The following is a 15982-nucleotide window of genomic DNA, read 5'->3' as shown; positions in this document are numbered from 1 at the left end:
AATGCTCAATGTTGTGCACTCTCTTGACCGCGGTAATGAGAGGGCCCTACATTCCTCGACGCGTTCGCTCAGTGCACTGAGCATCTGCTCCGGCCCCGCCCCGCACGCCCGCATCCGCCCCCAAGGAGCCGCACCATGCCTGCCGGAATTCGTACCCGCATTCCCCGCACTCGTCTGCGCATCGCCCTGACCGCCCTGGTCACGCTGGCATCCGCGGCGCTCACCACCCTCCCCTCACCGGCCGCCCAGGCGGACACCCCGGCCACGACCCACCTCACCGGCACCCTCACCGACGGCGCCACCTGGATCGCGGACGTACCCGACCGCTGGAACGGCACCCTGCTGCTGTTCAGCCACGGCTTCGGCCCCACCGTCGCCAGGGACGCCCCCACCGACGCCGTACGCACCGAAGTGCTCGCCGAGGGTTACGCGCTGACCGGTTCGTCGTACGACCCCCATGGCTCGATGTGGGCCCTGAACAGCGCGGAACGCGACCAGTTCGCCACGCTCGGCGCCGTCACCGCGAAGATCGGGACCCCCCGGCGCACCCTGGCCATCGGCCAGTCCATGGGCGGTCTCGTCAACGCCCAGCTCGCCCGCGACGGCGGCGGGCGCATCGACGGTGCCCTCGGCCAGTGCGGGCTGGTCGCGGGCGGCACGGATCTGGACAACTACCAACTGGACGCCGAGTACACCATCGCCCGCCTGCTGCTGCCCGGACAGGACGTGAAACTCGTGCGGTTCGGCACCTCCGCCGAGGCGTCCGCCACCGCCGACCTGCTCACCAAGGCGGTCACCGCGGCGCAGTCCACCCCGCAGGGCCGGGCCAGGGTCGCGCTGGCCGCCGCCTTCCTCAACCTGCCCGCCTGGTCGCCCGGAAAGGACCGGCCCGCCGCGACCGACTGGGCAGGCCAGGAGGAGCAGCAGTACGACTGGTTCGCGCAGGGCATCCTGTCGTTCGTGGAGGGCGGCCGGTACGCCGTCGAGCAGTCGGTCGGCGGCAACAACTCCTGGAACCGGGGCGTGGATTACGCTCGTCTGCTGGACGGCTCGGAACGCGCGTCTCAAGTGCGTGCGCTCTACGGGGCAGCCGGTCTCGACCTGCATGCCGAGCTGCGCACGCTGACCGAGGGCGCCACGATCACCGCCGACCCCGCCGCCGTCAGCACCGCGCAGCGGACATCCTCCGCGGGCCAGGGACTCCAGGTGCCCCTGCTCGACGTGCACACCACCGCCGACAACCTGGTCCCGGTGCAGCAGGAGAACCGCTTCGCCTCCCGCGTGCGTGCTTCCGGCGACGGCGCGCTGCTGCGCCAGGCGTACGTCGAGCGGCAGGGCCACTGCGCCTTCACCACCGCTGAGACCGTGGCCGCCCTGCACGCTCTCGAACACCGCGTCACCACCGGTCGCTGGGACGACGCCGCGACCCCGGCAGCGCTCCAGCGGTCCGCCACGGCGCTCGGTCTGGACGGAGCGGCGTATGTCCCGTACCACCCGGCCCGGCTGACGGTCGGCCGCGACGGCCCCGCGTCTCCCACCGAGCGCTGACTCCTGGGACAGCGACCGGTCAGTGCCGCCCGCGGGCGTTGAGGCGGGCGGCCTGGCGGGTCAGGTGATCGCGCTCGGCGAGATTGGACGCCTTGTGGGCCGCCTCGGCGTACAGCCGAGCCGCCGTCGCCAGGTCGCCGTCGCGCTCGTGGAGGTAGGCCGCCACCGCCGCGTGGCGGGGCAGTGAGGCGTCCAGCTCCGCGAGCGCCGCAAGGCCGGCGCGCGGTCCGTCGGCTTCGCCGACGGCGACCGCACGGTTGAGACGGACGACGGGGCTGTCGGCCACGGCCATGAGCTCGTCGTACCACTCGACGATCTGCACCCAGTCGGTCTCCTCGGCGGTGGGCGCGTCGGCGTGCAGGGCCGCGATGGCGGCTTCGGCCTGGTACTGGCCCAGCCGGTCGCGGGCGAGGGCGGCCTGCAGGATGACCACGCCCTCGGCGATCAGTTTTGTGTCCCACCGGGTGCGGTCCTGCTCGGCGAGCGGCACCAGGCTGCCGTCCGGCGCGGTCCGGGCGGCGCGCCGGGCATGGTGGAGCAGCATGAGAGCGAGCAGCCCGGCCACCTCCGGATGGTCGACCTGGGCCGTGAGCTGCCGGGTGAGCCGGATGGCCTCGGCGGCGAGGTCGACGTCGCCGGAGTAACCCTCGTTGAAGACCAGGTACAGGACGCGCAGCACGGTGGCCACGTCGCCGGGCTGGTCGAAGCGCACGTCGGCGACGGTGCGCTTGGCCCGGCTGATCCGCTGCGCCATGGTCGCCTCGGGCACCAGGTAGGCCTGGGCGATCTGGCGGGTGGTGAGCCCGCCCACGGCACGCAGCGTGAGCGCGACCGCCGACGACGGTGTGAGCGAGGGATGGGCGCACAGGAAGTAGAGCTGGAGCGTGTCGTCCACCGTGGGCGCCGGCCCGGGCGCCGGCTCCTCCTCGGCGCGGTCCTCACGCCGGCGGCGGGCCGCGTCGGCGCGCGTCGCGTCCAGGAACTTGCGCCAGGCGACGGTGACCAGCCAGCCCTTGGCATCCCGCGGCGGGTCGGCAGGCCACACACGCAGGGCCTCGACCAGTGCGTCCTGTACGGCGTCCTCGGCCGCCGCGAAGTCGGCTCCGCGGCGGACGAGGACGGTGAGCACACTCGGCGTGAGGCTCCTGAGCAGGACCTCGTTCATCGATGAGGGCACTCCGTGGTGCTGGGCTGCGCCGCCAGGAACGGGCGCACCTCCAGCCACTCGTGGATCGGCTTGCCGCCCGCCCCGGGGGCGGCCGACAGCTCCCCGGCCAGTTCGACGGCGCGCTCGTAGCTGTCGACGTCGATCACCATCCAGCCGGCGATGAGGTCCTTGGTCTCCGCGAACGGTCCGTCGGTGACCGGCGGGCGCCCCTCACCGTCGTAGCGGACCCACGCGCCCTCAGGGGCGAGAGCCTGGCCGCCGACGAACTCGCCGGTCTTCTCCAGCCGGGCCGCGAAGTCGTTCATGTACTGCAGATGCGCCGAGATCTCGTCCGGGGTCCACTGGTCCATCGGCACGTCATTGACCGCGGCCGGGGCGCCTCGGTAGTGCTTCAGCAGCAGGTACTTGGCCATCGTGGTTCTCCTCGGTGCTCCTGCGACCCATTGTGGTCGCGTTCACCACGGGGACGGAGCCGGACGTGGGTTCTCGACATCGTCGTCCGGATTTTTTTCCGGCGGGGGAACAGTTCACCCGGAGCGGCGGAGCAGGCGCCTAGGATCGTCGGCATGGCACTGCGACCTGTTCAGGTGAACATCAAGGCCGTGGACGCTTTGGCGGTCGGCCGGTTCTGGGCGGAGGCGCTCGGCTGGAGTGCCTACAGCCCCGGCGTGACCACCTACGTCGGGCCCGCCGGGGGCCTCGTCTGGCCGCACCCGGTCGCCGTCGGCATCGACGTGGTTCCTGTCCCGGAACCCAAGACGGCAACCAAGAACCGTGTACACCTCGACCTCGCCACCACCTCCGTGGCCCATCAGACGGAGTTGGTCGCGCGCCTTGAGGCTCTCGGCGCGACGCCCGCCGACGTGGGGCAGGACCAGGTGCCGTGGACGGTCCTCGCCGATCCGGAGGGCAACGAGTTCTGTGTGCTGGAGCCCAGGGAGATCTACCGGGACACCGGGCCGATCGCCGCGGTGGTGGTCGACTGCGGGGATCCGCGGGAGATGGCCCGCTTCTGGGCCGAGGCGCTGGACTGGACCCTGCACGAGGTGAGCGACGATCACGCGTCGTTGCGCTCCGCCAAGGAAGTCGGCCCGTATCTCGAGTTCCTCCGCACACCCGACGTGAAGACCGTGCCGGACCGTGTCCATCTCGACCTGCTGCCCCACCCCGGTGACGACAAGACAGCGCAGGTGACCCGACTGCGTGCCCTCGGCGCCACCGACCTCGACGTCGGCCAGGGCGACGTCCCGTGGACGTGCCTGGCCGACCCGGAGGGCCACGAGTTCTGCGTCCTCGCTCCGTCCTGACGCGAGGGCTTCACAACTCGCGGTCGGCCCTTGGCCGTTGGGGGCGCGGTCTAGTTCGTCGAGTCGCGCTTCCAGTCCTGGACGAGAAGCCCGAGCAGCACCTCGTCCAGGAACTCGCCCATCACCCAGGCCGAGGAGCGCAGGACGCCCTCGCGGACGAAGCCGTTGCGCTCGGCGGAGCGCAGCATCGCTGCGTTGTCCGACAGCGTCTCGATCTGCAGTCGCTGCAGGCTGCGCACGACGAAACCGTAGTGGCACAGCACCGCGACCACGTCGGTGCCGTAGCCCTTGCCGCGGGAGGCCGGCAGCAGGCCCAGCCCGATGTGAGCGGACCGGTTGTGGGTGTCGATGCCCCACAGGGTCGCTGAGCCGACCAGGGTCTCGCCCTCCAGCTCCACCACGGAGAACTTGACGCTCCCCTCGTTCGTGTCGTCCACGAAGAGCCGCGGGTCCTTCGAGCCGGGAGTGATCGGCCGCCACGGCCCGCTTTCGGACCGCGAGGCGTTGACCACGTCGTCGTAGAGCTCGGCCCGCAGTATCGGGATGTCGTCCTCGTGCCGGGCCCTGAGCCCGACCTTGCTGCCTTTAAGCACGCCAGCTTCCTATCCGACCCGGCCGGCCGGCGGCAAACGAATAAGAGATGCTCAACTGCCAGTCCCAAGCGTCACGTTGACGCCGTAAGGGCCCGCGATCCGATGCGGCCGACGTCCGGAGGAGTCCGACTTCGGGGGGGGGCAGCTCGTGGCTCTGGGCCGGTTCACCGGCCTCGGCGAAGAACTGTCATCACCATCACCGCCGCGACAGCCACCACCCTGGTGCTGGTCCTGCTGATCCCGCTGTCCGCCAACGCGCTGACGGCCGTCGTGCTGGTCTTCCTCATGGCCTGAGCGGGTTCACGGTCAGGCCCGTCGTCACCGCGCGCGCCGTCCGTTTCGCCGGGGACGCTCCCACCCTCGCCTCCGCGGTGAGCACCTCCGCCTTCAACGTGGGCGTCGCCGCCGGATCCTGGCTCGTGGGAACGGCCCTGGCCTCCCCGCTCGGGCTCGCCGGCCCGCCCCTGGTCGGCACGGTCACCGCCGCGTTCACCCTGCTCCCGCTGATCGCGCTCGCCCTCCGCGGCGCCCCGCGTGTCCCCCGCATCGTGGCCCAGGGCACGGCCCCTGCCCCTGCGCGGCCTGAGGAGTCCGCCGAGGCCTCGTCACACCGCTGAACCGGTCCCGGTCAGTCGGCGGGCAGCGTCGGCTGGATGCGGCGCAGGAACGTCGCGTTGTCGGGGGTGTCCCGCATGCGCTCCAGCAGGGTTTCCAGGCCGGCCTGGCCGTCACGCGTCTGCAGGGCGCGGCGCAGGCCGCGTACGGCGGTCAACTCGGCCGGGGGCAGCAGGAGTTCCTCGCGACGGGTGCCGGACGGGTTGATGTCGACGGCCGGGAAGACGCGGCGGGCGGCGAGGTCGCGGCTGAGGCGGAGCTCCATGTTGCCGGTGCTCTTGAGCTCCTCGAAGAAGTAGTCGTCGGCGCGGGAGCCGGTCTCGACCAGCGCGGTGGCGAGGATCGTGAGCGAGCCGCCTTCTTCGGCCAGCCGGGCGGCGCCGAAGAACCGCTTGGGTCCGAGCAGCGCGGTCGCGTCGACGCCGCCGCTCAGGGTGCGGCCACCGGCGGCGGCCGCGTTGTTGTGCGCCCGGCACAGCCGGGTCAGTGAGTCCAGCAGGATGACGACGTCCTCGCCGGCCTCGACGCGCCGCTTGGCCCGCTCGATGACGAGTTCGGCCAGGGCGATGTGCTGCTTGGCCGGCCGGTCGAAGGTCGAGGCGTACACCTCGCCGCGCACGGAGCGCCGCATGTCGGTGACTTCCTCGGGGCGCTCGTCGAGCAGCACCACCATCAGGCGGCACTCGGGGTGGTTCCCGGCGACGGCGGCTGCGATCTGCTGCAGCAGCACGGTCTTGCCGGTTTTGGGCGGTGCCACGAGCAGACCGCGCTGGCCCTTGCCGACGGGTGCGATCAGGTCGGTGACGCGCCCGGTGAGGCCGGCCGCCGGGTGTTCCAGACGGAGCCGGTCGCGCGGGTGCAGCGGTGTGAGGTCACGGAAGTGGCGGCGGCCGCGCAGTTCGTCGGGCGTGCGCCCGTCGACCCGTACGACGTCGGTCAGGGCGCGTCGGCCGTCGCGTACGCCTTCGACGAAGTCACCCTTGCGCAGGCCGTGACGGCGGATCAGTGCGGGGGAGACCGAGACGTCGGAGGGCGAGGCCAGCAGGCTCGCGGCGCGCAGGTACCCCTTCCCGCCCGCATCGATGTCGAGGACACCGGTGGCTACCTGGGTCGTGGGTTCCTGCTTGACAGGGGGGTGTTCGAGAGTGGTGGTCATGGTGGTCGGTCCTTTCGAGGACGGATGGCATGTGACATGCGGAAGAAGGGGGTGGGACGCCGCGGAACGGAGGCGGACAGAGCGCCTTCGGCGGCAGGAACAGCACCTCGGGTACGGCACAGCCGTGCCGGTCACGAGGTGGTGCTGGAAAAGCCGGTGCGCCGACCTGGAACGGTGGGCGATACGGCGAACTGAAGAGGAACTGGCACCGGCGCCCTCAAGGGGGGCGTACACAAGTGCTGTCAGGACCGTACCACAATCTGTACGGCGCCAAACTGCTCCTCTGCACCTGCCAACGCGTCGACGGCCCCGCTTGTTCCGCGCATCCGGTGGAACCGGACGAGATGCAGTCGGCCTCCGCCGGGCGCAGGCGGGAAGAGCTCGGGATCGGTCACAGTTGGCGTGGGACGAGTGTCCGACGATGAGAAGGGCAAGTCATGCGCGCACTGATCGTGGATCCCGAGGCACCCGGACGGCTGCGCCTGGGGGAGGCTCCTGATCCGCGGCCCGCGCCGGGCCAGGTGCTTGTCGAGGTGCGGCACACCTCGCTGAACGCGGCCGAGCTGTGGTTCGCGCAGCAGGCGGCGCCCGGGGAGGTGATCGGCTTCGATGCGGCCGGCCTGGTTGTGGGCGCCGCGGCCGACGGCACCGGGCCCGCGCAGGGCAGCCGGGTCGTGGGATTTGCGGAGGGCGGCGGATTCGGGGCGCTGCGGGCCATGGACGTGGCCGATGTCGCCGTGGTTCCGGACGGCGTCGACCTCGGCGAGGCGGCCGCGCTGCCGGTCGCCGCGGGCACCGCGCTGCGGGCGCTCGACCAGGCGGGGGTGCTGCTGGGCCGCCGGGTGCTGGTGACCGGAGCCTCCGGCGGGGTGGGCGGGTTCGCGGTACAGCTCGCGCGGCTCGGCGGGGCGCAGGTCACCGCGGTGGCCGGTTCCGAGGACGGGCGGCGGTGGGTTGCCGAACTCGGGGCGGACGAGGTGGTGGGCGGGGTCGGTGAGGTGACCGGGCCGGTCGACGTGGTCATCGACACCGTGGGCGGCGACCAACTGGCGGCCGCTTACGGCCTGTTGGCGTCCGGCGGCAGTCTGCAGAGCATCGGTTGGGCCTCGGGGCGGGAGGCCGTGCTGTCCGTCGGGTCGACGCTGGGCAGCCCGGCGCCCAAGGCGATCGTCTCGGTCTACAACGGCGGCGGACTCACCGACCGGCAGGCGCAGTTGGAGCGGCTGCTGGCTCTGGTCGCCTCCGGGAAGCTGCGCGTGCCGGTGGGCTGGCGCGGCCCCTGGGGCAAGATCGCGGAAGCCGTGGAGGCGCTGGGCAGCCGCAGTCTGCGCGGGAAGGCGATCCTCGACATCGAATGAGTTCCGTCCGCCCCGCAGGCCAGCCATACGAAATACCAGCCATGCGAACGACTGGCCGGGAAAATCGGCTTTCATCGGTGGAACGGGGACAGGAACAGGCCGGTCCGCGGCCCTGTATTCGCTGCGGAACGCGCACGCTCGGCCGCGGGCGCGTCCACGGTGCAGACGGCGTCGGAGTAACGGTAGTTGTGGGGGGAGGCCAGGGCCCGTGATCCCGGCCTCCCCCCCCCGTGTCCCCGATGTTCCGGTCAGGCGTTGGGGTCGAACGGGATTCCGGCGGGCATGGAATGGGCCAGGGCGTAGGAGAAGTCGCCGTCCTTGATCTTGATCGTGGCGGCTCCGAAGTCCGCGCTCAGGAGCTTGTCGCGGAAGCCGTCGGGATAGCCGTTCCAGCCGACCAGACGGGGGTAGAACCAGCCGCCGGTGGCGTTCTCCGGCGGCTCGTCGTTGGTGTTGGCGAAGCGGAAGCAGTGCGTCGAGACGCCGTCCTTGTGGTAGACGATCTTCGGATGGGTGCCGTCGAAGCGCACCGAGGAGCGGGCCGCCACCTGATAGCCGCTGTGCTGCGACACCGACACGTACTGGACCTCGTTGTTGCTGATCCACACCACGACGTGCTCCCAGTCGTGCCGGTGCCCGATCGCAGCCGGACCCAGGGTGGCCTGGTCCTTCTCGAAGTAGCTGGCGTACATCACGGCGCACCAGCCGCTGTTGCACTTCTCGCGTGAGTAGGTGTTGGCATTGGCCAGCTGGGCCATGTCGTGGCAGTGGCCGTTGACGTCGCCGCCCAGCTTCAGGCCGGGGTTGATGGTGCCGTCGGCGCCGATGGCGGCGGTGGCGTAGCAGCCGTCGCCGTCGTAGTCGTAGGCGGGGGAGAAGGTCTGCTCCAGGCCGTCGGCGTTCTGCGGCAGCAGCTGCAGGACGTTCGCGTGAGCACTCGCCGGGATCGCCACGACGAGTGTCAACGCGCCGAGAGCACCGACGACGGCCTTCGTGAGGGATGTCAACTTGCCCATGACAGCTCCTGGTTGGACGGATCGCTGGTCCAGACCATGACAGGGACGGTTGTGACCGTCAACACTTAAGGAAAGAGCTGAAGTTGATGGCTGAAACCCTGGGTCTCATCGTGAGACTGGCTATCGTGAGGGCATGAAACGGACGTCGTTCGCGAACTGGCCGTGCTCGATAGCCCGAACCATGGACCTGGTGGGTGACGCATGGACGCCCCTCGTGCTGCGCGAGGCCTTCTACGGGATCTGCCGTTTCGACGAGTTCCAGAAGGAGCTGGGCATCGCCCGCAACACGCTGGCCGCCCGGCTGCGCCTCCTGGTGGACGAAGGCCTGCTGGACAAGAGGCCCTACCATGACGAACCCCTGCGCCACGACTACGAGTTGACCGAAAAGGGACGGGACTTCTTCGGCGTGCTCGCCGCGATGTCCCGGTGGGGCGACCGCTGGCTGACGGAGCAGGCGGGCGCCCCGGTCGTCTTCCACCACGACGCCTGCGGCCACGACACCGAGGCCGAGGTGGTCTGCGCCGAGTGCCGGGAGCCCCTGCGGGCCGAGGACACCTCCATGCGGATGGGGCCCGGCTATCCGGAGCGGCTGCGGCAACGGACGGACATCCAGCGCCGGTTCGGCGCGGCCTGACGGCGACGCCGGTGGTGCCGGCGGAGCACCTCAGGGATCCTTGACAGCCCGAGTTCTATAAAGCAACTCTTGTGGTCAGGCCCTTGATGGCGAGGAGGCGGACCGATGTGAAGTGGACCGGCGCGCACTACACGGACAAGCCCACCGTCGAGGTCCGGACCTGGATCGGCGCCCCGCCGGAGCGGGTGTGGGCGCTGGTCACCGACATCGGGCTGATGCCGAGCCTGAGTGACGAACTCCAGTCGGCCGAATGGCTCGACGGCGCCACCGGGCCCGCGGTCGGCGCCCGGTTCCGCGGCCGCAGCAAGCACCCGGCTTTCGGAGAGTGGGTCACCACCTCGTACGTCATCGAGTACGAACCGAAGCGCGTCTTCGCCTGGGCGGTGCAGGACCCCGCCGAGCCCTCCGCGGTCTGGCGCTTCCGGCTGCACGCGGGAGGTGGTGGCACCGAGCTCTCGCAGTGGATGCAGCTGGGACCCGGCCGCTCCGGTCTGTCCGTGGCGATCGACCGGATGCCGGAGAAGGAACAGAAGATCGTGTTCGTGCGGATGCGGGAGTTCGAACACAACATGACCGTCACCCTCGCGCACATCAAACAGCTGGCGGAGGCCCACTGATGCGTACCGCGACGACGATCGAGGCCTCCGGCGGTGAACACTGGGCGGAGCAGGCCGACTTCGTCGTCGAGGCCGAGAAGCTCGGGCTCGACATCTGCTGGGTGGCCGAGGCGTGGGGCTCCGACGCACCCTCCGCGCTGGGCTACTACGCGGCCCTCACCGACCGGATGCTGCTCGGCTCCGGCGTCATACAAGTGGGCACCCGCACCCCGGTGGCCGTCGCGCAGACCGCGATCACGCTGTCCAACCTCTCCGGCGGACGGTTCCTGCTGGGCCTGGGGGCATCCGGACCGCAGGTGATGGAAGGGCTGCACGGGGTCCCGTTCGCCCGGCCGCTGACCCGTGTGCGGGAGACCGTGGAGATCGTGCGCCGGGTGCTCGGCGGCGGCAAACTCTCCTATTCCGGACGGGAGTTCACCATTCCGCTGCCCGGTGGCGAGGCCGTCCCGATGCGCCTGTCGATGCGGGCCGAACACGACATCCCCGTCTACCTCGCCGCCCTGTCACCGGCCATGCTGCGGCTGACCGGCGAGGTCGCCGACGGCTGGCTGGGCACCAGCTTCGTGCCCGAGGGCGCTGCGGGTGCGTACTTCGCCCACCTCGACGAAGGCCTGGCTCTCGGCGGCCGCAGCCGCAGCGACCTGGACGTCTGCCAGGGCGCCGAGGTCGCGTTCGCCCCCGATGAGAAGGCACTCGGCGCGATGGTGGCCGGCCGCAAGAGGGAACTGGCCTTCAGCCTGGGCGGCATGGGCTCGGCGTCGACCAACTTCTACAACCGTGCCTACAGCCGCCAGGGCTGGGCGGAGGCGGCCGCCGAGGTGCGCGAGCGGTGGCAGGCGGGCGACCGGGACGGGGCGGCTCGCCTGATCACCGACGAGATGGTGCTCGGTACGACACTGATCGGCACCGAGTCCATGGTGCGCGCACGGCTGCGGGTGTGGCGGGAGGCCGGCGTGAACACCGTACGTCTGTATCCGGCCGGGCAGAGCCTGGACGACCGGCTCGCCAACCTGGGCCGGGCGATCGAACTCGTGCGGGAGGTCGACGGCCCCGAGTGAGCCCGTCCAGGGGACGGTTTTTCCGGGGTGTCGATTGCGGCGGTGTCCGTTCGTCGATGGGGTGTAGGAAGCTCATGACGACCGGGAGGACCCCATGAAGTACATGCTGCTCGTCTGCGGCGACGACACCGCCGACGCCTCGGGCATGGCACCTGTCGAACCCTGGGTGGAGGAGCTCGGCGACCGCAGCGTCCGGCTGCACGGGCACCGGCTGGCCCTGCCCTCAGAGGCGGTCACCGTGAGGGTGCGCGGTGGTGAGGTGCTGCGCACCGACGGGCCGTTCGCGGAGACCAAGGAGTACGTGGCCGGATTCGACGTCCTCGAGTGCGACAGCCTGGAGGAGGCCGTCGAGGCCGCCGCCAAGCACCCGGTGGCCACCATCGGGGCCATGGAGGTGCGCCCGTTCTGGCCGATGTGGGACGAGGAGGACGAGGAGACGTCGATCCGACGGCTCGACGCCGAGCTGACCGAGGCGGCCCGCGAGCGCGACGTGGAGCGGATGCTGGCCTGCTACGCGCCCGACGTCGAGATCTTCCACCTCGCCGACGGCGGGGAGCGCCAGGGCCTCGACGCCTTCCGCAAGGCGGTGGAGGACCAGTTCGCCACTGTCACCGGGCCGGTGACCCGCGAGGTCCTGGAGCTGCGGATCCACGTCGACGAGAGCATCGCGTTCGCCCACGCCCTCGTCCGGACACGGGCCACCCGCACGGACGGCACCCATCTGGACGACGTGCTGCGCGTGACCACCGGCTACCGCAACGCAGGCCTGCGCTGGCTGATCACCCACGAGCACGTCTCGCCCGCCCAGCCGGTGAAGGAACAGCCGTGAGGTACGTGCTGTTCGTGTGCGCTCCGGCCGACGAGGAGGAGCCCGCCCCCGCACGGGTCACCGCCCGGCTGCGGTCGCCCGCCGATGCCACCACCGTGCGCGTCGCGGGCGACGAAGTCCTCCTCGGCGACGGGCCGTTCGCCCGCACCGAGGAGTACATCGCGGGCGTGGACCTCGTGGAGGCAGACGACCTCGACGAGGCCATCATGCTCGCCGCGCGGCACTCCGCCGCCGTCGGCGGCGGAACCGTCGAGGTGAGGCCGGTCCGGGAATGAACCAGCCCGATGTGGAGGAGGCCGTCGCCGCCGCCTTCCGCGAGGAGTGGGGCCAGGTCGTCGCCACCCTGATCCGGGTGACCGGCGACTGGGACCTCGCCGAGGAGTGCGCTCAGGACGCCTTCGCCCAGGCCCTGGACCGGTGGCGGCGCGACGGAGTGCCGCGCCGCCCCGGGGCCTGGCTGACCACGACCGCCCGCAACCGCGCCCTCGACGTCCTGCGCAGGGAGGCGGTGGGGGCGGCGAAACTGCGGGAGGCGGCCGTGCTGGCGCGTGACGAGGGACCGTACGACCCGGACGACGACGGAGACGACAGCGGCGTCCAGGACGACCGGCTGCGGCTGATCTTCACCTGCTGTCATCCCGCGCTGGCCATCGAGGCGCGGGTCGCCCTGACCCTGCGCACCCTGGCGGGACTGACCACTGCGGAGATCGCCCGCGCCTTCCTGGTCCCCGAGGCGACCATGGCGCAGCGCCTGGTGCGCGCCAAGAAGAAGATCCGCAATGCCGGCATCCCGTACCGGGTGCCGCCCGCCCACCTCCTGCCCGAACGCACCACGGGCGTACTCGGCGTGCTCTACCTGCTGTTCAACGAGGGGTACGCGGCCACGACCGGCGCCGACCTCGTCCGCACCGGGCTGTGCGCCGAGGCCATCCGCCTCGCGCGCGTGCTGGCCCGCCTGATGCCCGACGAGCCCGAGACACTGGGCCTGCTCGCCCTCCTGCTGCTGCACGACGCCCGCAGACACACCCGCGTGGACACGGCCGGCGAGCTGGTGACCCTGGAGGACCAGGACCGCACCGCCTGGGACCGCGCCGAGATCGACGAGGGCGCCACCCTGCTGGAGACGGCACTGCGCCGCGGCAGCCCCGGCCCGTACCAGATCCAGGCCGCCATCGCCGCCTGCCACACCACCGCCGCCACGGCCGAGGACACCGACTGGGCCGATGTCGCGGGCCTGTACGGCGAGTTGGCCCGCTTCGTGCCCTCCGCCGTGGTCCGCCTCAACCGCGCCGTGGCCGTCGGCATGTCCGAGGGCCCCGACGCGGGACTCGCCCTGGTCGCCGAACTGGAGGCCGAGGGCGACCTGGCCGGATACCACCTGCTGCCCGCCACCCGCGCCGACCTGCTGCGCCGCAGCGGACGCAGCAGGGAAGCCGCCGAGGCGTACGAGCGGGCACTGGAGCTGGTGGAGAACGACGCGGAGCGGAGGTTTCTGGAGAAGCGGCTCGCGGAGTGTCGATCCGCGTAGGGACCGTTCGTCGGTGGGGTGAAACAACCCCACAGAACCGGAGGCCCCGATGACCGCTCACGCCCCCCGCCCCAGCAGGCTCCACCGGCTCCTCGCCGCGCTGCGCCGGCCGCGCCCGACCACCGACGCCGTCCCCGGCACCCCCGCCGTCTGGCTGGCGGGCCTCCGCCTGGGAGGCTGACCATGATCGCCGACAACGCCCGCCGCTGGTACGCGCTCGCCCTGCTCTGCGTCGCCGGGTTCATGGTGATCCTCGACGCGCAGATCGTCCTGCTCGCCCTGCCGTCGATCACCCGCGGCCTCGGCCTGTCCGCGGACGGAGCCCAGTGGGTGATGAGCGCCTATCTGCTCACCTTCGGCGGGCTGCTGCTCCTCGGCGGCCGCACCGCCGACCTGCTGGGCCGCCGCCGCGTCTTCATGACCGGAACGCTGCTGTTCGGGCTGTCCTCGCTGCTGTGCGGATGCGCCTGGAGTGCCGGAGTGCTGATCGCTGCACGTGCCGTACAGGGAGTGTCGGCCGCCGTGATGGCGCCCAGCGCGCTCTCCCTCCTGGTGAGCACCTTCGAGGAGGGCCACGACCGCAACAGGGCGCTCGCCATCTGGTCCGGCAGCGGCGGCTTCGGCGCCACCGCCGCCCTGTTGATCGGCGGACCCCTCACCGACCTGCTCGGCTGGCAATGGGTCTTCTTCCTCAACGTTCCCGTCGCGCTGTTCCTGCTGACCCTGAGCCCCCTCCTGCTGCGCGAGAGCCGCACCGGGGCACCCTCCCGCGCCTACGACCCGGTCGGCGCACTCACCGCCACCGCCGCGCTCGTCGCCTGTGTGTACGCCGTGGTGGAGGCGCCCCGCGCCGGATGGCTGTCGGCGCGCACGACGGGCCTGCTGGCCGCGGCCGTGCTGCTCGCCGCGATCTTCATCCGCAACGAGGCCCGGTCCACGGCACCCCTCGTCCCCCTGCGCCTGCTGCGGGCGCGCACGGTCAGCGGCGGCAACCTGGTCGTCTTCCTGCTCGGCGCCGGCGCCTTCGGGATGTCGTACACGCTGTCCCAGTACGGACAGGGCGTCCTCGGCTACTCGCCGCTCCAATTCGGCCTCGCCAACGTGGTGATGCCGGCCGGCGCCGTCGTCGGCTCCTACGCCGGGCAGGCCCTCGTCACCCGCATCGGCGCCCGGCGGGTCGCCGTCGGCGGACTCGCCCTGGTCGGCGCGGGCAGCCTGCTGCTGGCAGAGGTCCCGGTGGACGGCGCCTTCGTCCGTGACCTGCTGCCCGGCCTGCTGCTCTTCGGACCGGGCCTGGGCGCCTGCGCGGTGGCCGGTTCCATCGCCGCCCTGACCGGCGTGGGCGAGCGCGAGTCCGGGGTGGCCTCCGGCATCAACACCGCGGCCTTCCAGATCGGCGGCGCCTTCGGGGTCGCCGTCGTCACCTCCGTCGCCCTCTCCCACGGCGGCGGCCCCGAACGGCTCACGGCCCTGACCGAGGGCTACCGGTCCGCGTTCACCGCATGTGCCGCTCTGGCCGCGGCCGGGCTGGCCTGTGCGCTGGTGCTGCTGCGCAGGCCGCGCGGACAGCGGACGCAGCCCGCGCCGACCGCCGGGGTCACACGGCGCCGGGTGCGGTCGTGATCACCCGGCCTCGCCGTGGAACCTTCGCACCGATGCGAGACGTTGTGGCGTCGGGAGGTGGGCCATGGGGGCGCTGCGGCCGGGCGGGACTGCGGTTCGACGGGACGTGTTCCGCGACAAGGTGTGGAGCGCACACGCCCTCCATGTCGTCGAGGACGGACCCGAAGCGCTCGTCCTCGGGGGCCGGCCCGGGGCGGAACTGCTGGCGCCGACGACCTGGATCGAGTGGCTGCTGACGGGCGACGAGGCTGCACGGGCCAGGGCACTGCCGAACCTGGCCGGCGGGCACTGGCAGCTCGACCGCTGGTCGTGGCGGAGCACGGCCCATCTGCAGTGGGTCCCACCGGACGTCTGGTTCAGTGTGCACGCCTTCTACGACCCGCTCGACGGCCACCGGTTGGCGCACTGGTACATCAACTTCCAACAGCCGATGCGCCGCACAGCCATCGGCTTCGACACCTTCGACCTGCTCCTGGACCTGGTGATCGAGCCCGACTTGTCCCGGTGGAGATGGAAGGACGAGGACGAGTACGCCCACGGCCGTCGGCTGGGAGTCGTGAGCGAGGCCGATCACCGGGCGGTCGAGAAGGCCCGCGACGAAGCCACGGCCATGATCGAAGAGAGGACGGGCCCCTTCGCCGCCGGCGCGAACTGGCGGAACTGGCGCTCCGAGCCCCACTGGCCAGTCCCTTCTCTGCCCACCGACACGCTGACCGTCGGCCTTCGCTGACTACGCGTCGAGTGCGCTCGTGATCGCCGTGGCCGCCCACCGGCGATCGCGGAACCGGACGGCATCAGCGGGGCCAGGGCCTGGATGCCCTGCAGGGCGCCGGTGGTGTTCACCGCGAACGCCCGGTTCCAGTCGGCGAGTTCGACCTCGCCGAGGCGCGTCCGCATCGGGATGCCCGCGTTGCTCGTCAACGTCGTACACA

Annotated in this window: 18 protein-coding genes; 13 read left to right on the top strand and 5 right to left on the bottom strand. The window is 71.6% G+C overall.

What is annotated here, in order from left to right:
* Positions 1-135 precede the first annotated feature (135 nt).
* Positions 136-1548 (top strand): alpha/beta hydrolase, encoded by a 1413-nt coding sequence (locus ACWDAG_RS05700; RefSeq protein ID WP_450694315.1) that lies wholly within the window; start codon positions 136-138, stop codon positions 1546-1548.
* Positions 1549-1567: 19 nt separating this feature from the next.
* Here ACWDAG_RS05700 and ACWDAG_RS05695 read toward each other — a convergent pair whose 3' ends face one another.
* Positions 1568-2713 (bottom strand): RNA polymerase sigma factor, encoded by a 1146-nt coding sequence (locus tag ACWDAG_RS05695; RefSeq protein WP_450694314.1) that lies wholly within the window; start codon positions 2711-2713, stop codon positions 1568-1570.
* Entirely contained in the window at positions 2710-3129 is a 420-nt protein-coding gene (locus tag ACWDAG_RS05690) for a YciI family protein (protein WP_450694313.1), read from the bottom strand. Before ACWDAG_RS05690 ends, ACWDAG_RS05695 begins: the two co-directional genes overlap by 4 nt.
* 153 nt (positions 3130-3282) lie before the next feature.
* On the opposite strand from ACWDAG_RS05690, the gene ACWDAG_RS05685 reads away from it, so the two are divergent.
* Entirely contained in the window at positions 3283-4023 is a 741-nt protein-coding gene (locus ACWDAG_RS05685) for a VOC family protein (protein WP_450694312.1), read from the top strand.
* 50 nt (positions 4024-4073) lie between these two features.
* Here the strand turns inward: ACWDAG_RS05685 and ACWDAG_RS05680 are convergent, their stop codons facing one another.
* Positions 4074-4616: a GNAT family N-acetyltransferase gene (locus ACWDAG_RS05680; protein ID WP_450694311.1), complete on the bottom strand. Its 543-nt coding sequence runs from the start codon at positions 4614-4616 to the stop codon at positions 4074-4076.
* A gap of 371 nt (positions 4617-4987) precedes the next feature.
* Between ACWDAG_RS05680 and ACWDAG_RS05675 the strand changes: the two genes are divergently transcribed.
* Complete coding sequence (locus tag ACWDAG_RS05675; RefSeq protein ID WP_450694310.1) at positions 4988-5233, top strand: hypothetical protein; 246 nt, start codon at positions 4988-4990, stop codon at positions 5231-5233.
* A gap of 11 nt (positions 5234-5244) precedes the next feature.
* Here ACWDAG_RS05675 and rho read toward each other — a convergent pair whose 3' ends face one another.
* The gene (gene rho, locus ACWDAG_RS05670; protein WP_450694309.1) at positions 5245-6387 is read right to left on the bottom strand and encodes a transcription termination factor Rho; all 1143 of its coding nucleotides are present in this window, start codon (positions 6385-6387) and stop codon (positions 5245-5247) included.
* Between the two features lie 437 nt (positions 6388-6824).
* On the opposite strand from rho, the gene ACWDAG_RS05665 reads away from it, so the two are divergent.
* Positions 6825-7745: a zinc-binding dehydrogenase gene (locus ACWDAG_RS05665; protein ID WP_450694308.1), complete on the top strand. Its 921-nt coding sequence runs from the start codon at positions 6825-6827 to the stop codon at positions 7743-7745.
* 248 nt (positions 7746-7993) lie between these two features.
* Here the strand turns inward: ACWDAG_RS05665 and ACWDAG_RS05660 are convergent, their stop codons facing one another.
* Complete coding sequence (locus tag ACWDAG_RS05660) at positions 7994-8761, bottom strand: NPP1 family protein (RefSeq protein WP_450694307.1); 768 nt, start codon at positions 8759-8761, stop codon at positions 7994-7996.
* 133 nt (positions 8762-8894) lie between these two features.
* Here ACWDAG_RS05660 and ACWDAG_RS05655 point away from each other — a divergent pair, with 133 nt between their 5' ends.
* The 9 genes from ACWDAG_RS05655 (at position 8895) to ACWDAG_RS05615 (ending at position 15780) form a co-directional block, all read left to right on the top strand.
* Positions 8895-9395: a winged helix-turn-helix transcriptional regulator gene (locus ACWDAG_RS05655; RefSeq protein ID WP_450694306.1), complete on the top strand. Its 501-nt coding sequence runs from the start codon at positions 8895-8897 to the stop codon at positions 9393-9395.
* A 107-nt stretch (positions 9396-9502) separates the two neighbouring features.
* Positions 9503-10012, top strand: a complete 510-nt coding sequence (locus tag ACWDAG_RS05650) for an SRPBCC family protein (protein ID WP_450694305.1) — start codon at positions 9503-9505, stop codon at positions 10010-10012.
* Positions 10012-11070 (top strand): LLM class flavin-dependent oxidoreductase, encoded by a 1059-nt coding sequence (locus ACWDAG_RS05645; RefSeq protein ID WP_450694304.1) that lies wholly within the window; start codon positions 10012-10014, stop codon positions 11068-11070. The genes ACWDAG_RS05650 and ACWDAG_RS05645 overlap by 1 nt, the downstream gene beginning before the upstream one ends.
* Before the next feature lie 94 nt (positions 11071-11164).
* Positions 11165-11899 (top strand): SgcJ/EcaC family oxidoreductase, encoded by a 735-nt coding sequence (locus tag ACWDAG_RS05640; protein WP_450694303.1) that lies wholly within the window; start codon positions 11165-11167, stop codon positions 11897-11899.
* Positions 11896-12174 (top strand): YciI family protein, encoded by a 279-nt coding sequence (locus tag ACWDAG_RS05635; RefSeq protein WP_450694302.1) that lies wholly within the window; start codon positions 11896-11898, stop codon positions 12172-12174. The genes ACWDAG_RS05640 and ACWDAG_RS05635 overlap by 4 nt, the downstream gene beginning before the upstream one ends.
* Positions 12171-13427 carry an RNA polymerase sigma factor gene (locus ACWDAG_RS05630; protein WP_450694301.1) on the top strand — a complete coding sequence of 419 codons (1257 nt, stop codon included), beginning with the start codon at positions 12171-12173 and terminating at the stop codon, positions 13425-13427. Before ACWDAG_RS05635 ends, ACWDAG_RS05630 begins: the two co-directional genes overlap by 4 nt.
* Positions 13428-13476: 49 nt before the next feature.
* Positions 13477-13608, top strand: coding sequence for a hypothetical protein (locus tag ACWDAG_RS05625; protein WP_450694300.1), 132 nt, complete (start codon positions 13477-13479; stop codon positions 13606-13608).
* Positions 13609-13610: 2 nt separating this feature from the next.
* A complete protein-coding gene (locus ACWDAG_RS05620; protein ID WP_450694299.1) occupies positions 13611-15050 on the top strand; it encodes an MFS transporter in 1440 nt (479 codons plus the stop codon).
* Positions 15051-15114: 64 nt separating this feature from the next.
* Complete coding sequence (locus ACWDAG_RS05615; protein ID WP_450694298.1) at positions 15115-15780, top strand: DUF402 domain-containing protein; 666 nt, start codon at positions 15115-15117, stop codon at positions 15778-15780.
* Positions 15781-15982: the final 202 nt, after the last annotated feature.

This window comes from Streptomyces sp. NPDC001157 (assembly GCF_053598255.1).
Note: the sequence above shows the minus strand (reverse complement) of the source record. Positions and strands in the feature narration are given on the sequence as shown.

Coding starts and splice junctions, on each gene's coding strand:
- ACWDAG_RS05700 (WP_450694315.1), top strand. CDS start 136: ATGCCTGCCGGAATTCGTACCCGCATTCCCCGCACTCGTCTGCGCATC.
- ACWDAG_RS05695 (WP_450694314.1), bottom strand. CDS start 2,713: ATGAACGAGGTCCTGCTCAGGAGCCTCACGCCGAGTGTGCTCACCGTC.
- ACWDAG_RS05690 (WP_450694313.1), bottom strand. CDS start 3,129: ATGGCCAAGTACCTGCTGCTGAAGCACTACCGAGGCGCCCCGGCCGCG.
- ACWDAG_RS05685 (WP_450694312.1), top strand. CDS start 3,283: ATGGCACTGCGACCTGTTCAGGTGAACATCAAGGCCGTGGACGCTTTG.
- rho (WP_450694309.1), bottom strand. CDS start 6,387: ATGACCACCACTCTCGAACACCCCCCTGTCAAGCAGGAACCCACGACC.
- ACWDAG_RS05665 (WP_450694308.1), top strand. CDS start 6,825: ATGCGCGCACTGATCGTGGATCCCGAGGCACCCGGACGGCTGCGCCTG.
- ACWDAG_RS05660 (WP_450694307.1), bottom strand. CDS start 8,761: ATGGGCAAGTTGACATCCCTCACGAAGGCCGTCGTCGGTGCTCTCGGC.
- ACWDAG_RS05655 (WP_450694306.1), top strand. CDS start 8,895: ATGAAACGGACGTCGTTCGCGAACTGGCCGTGCTCGATAGCCCGAACC.
- ACWDAG_RS05645 (WP_450694304.1), top strand. CDS start 10,012: ATGCGTACCGCGACGACGATCGAGGCCTCCGGCGGTGAACACTGGGCG.
- ACWDAG_RS05640 (WP_450694303.1), top strand. CDS start 11,165: ATGAAGTACATGCTGCTCGTCTGCGGCGACGACACCGCCGACGCCTCG.
- ACWDAG_RS05630 (WP_450694301.1), top strand. CDS start 12,171: ATGAACCAGCCCGATGTGGAGGAGGCCGTCGCCGCCGCCTTCCGCGAG.
- ACWDAG_RS05625 (WP_450694300.1), top strand. CDS start 13,477: ATGACCGCTCACGCCCCCCGCCCCAGCAGGCTCCACCGGCTCCTCGCC.
- ACWDAG_RS05620 (WP_450694299.1), top strand. CDS start 13,611: ATGATCGCCGACAACGCCCGCCGCTGGTACGCGCTCGCCCTGCTCTGC.
- ACWDAG_RS05615 (WP_450694298.1), top strand. CDS start 15,115: ATGGGGGCGCTGCGGCCGGGCGGGACTGCGGTTCGACGGGACGTGTTC.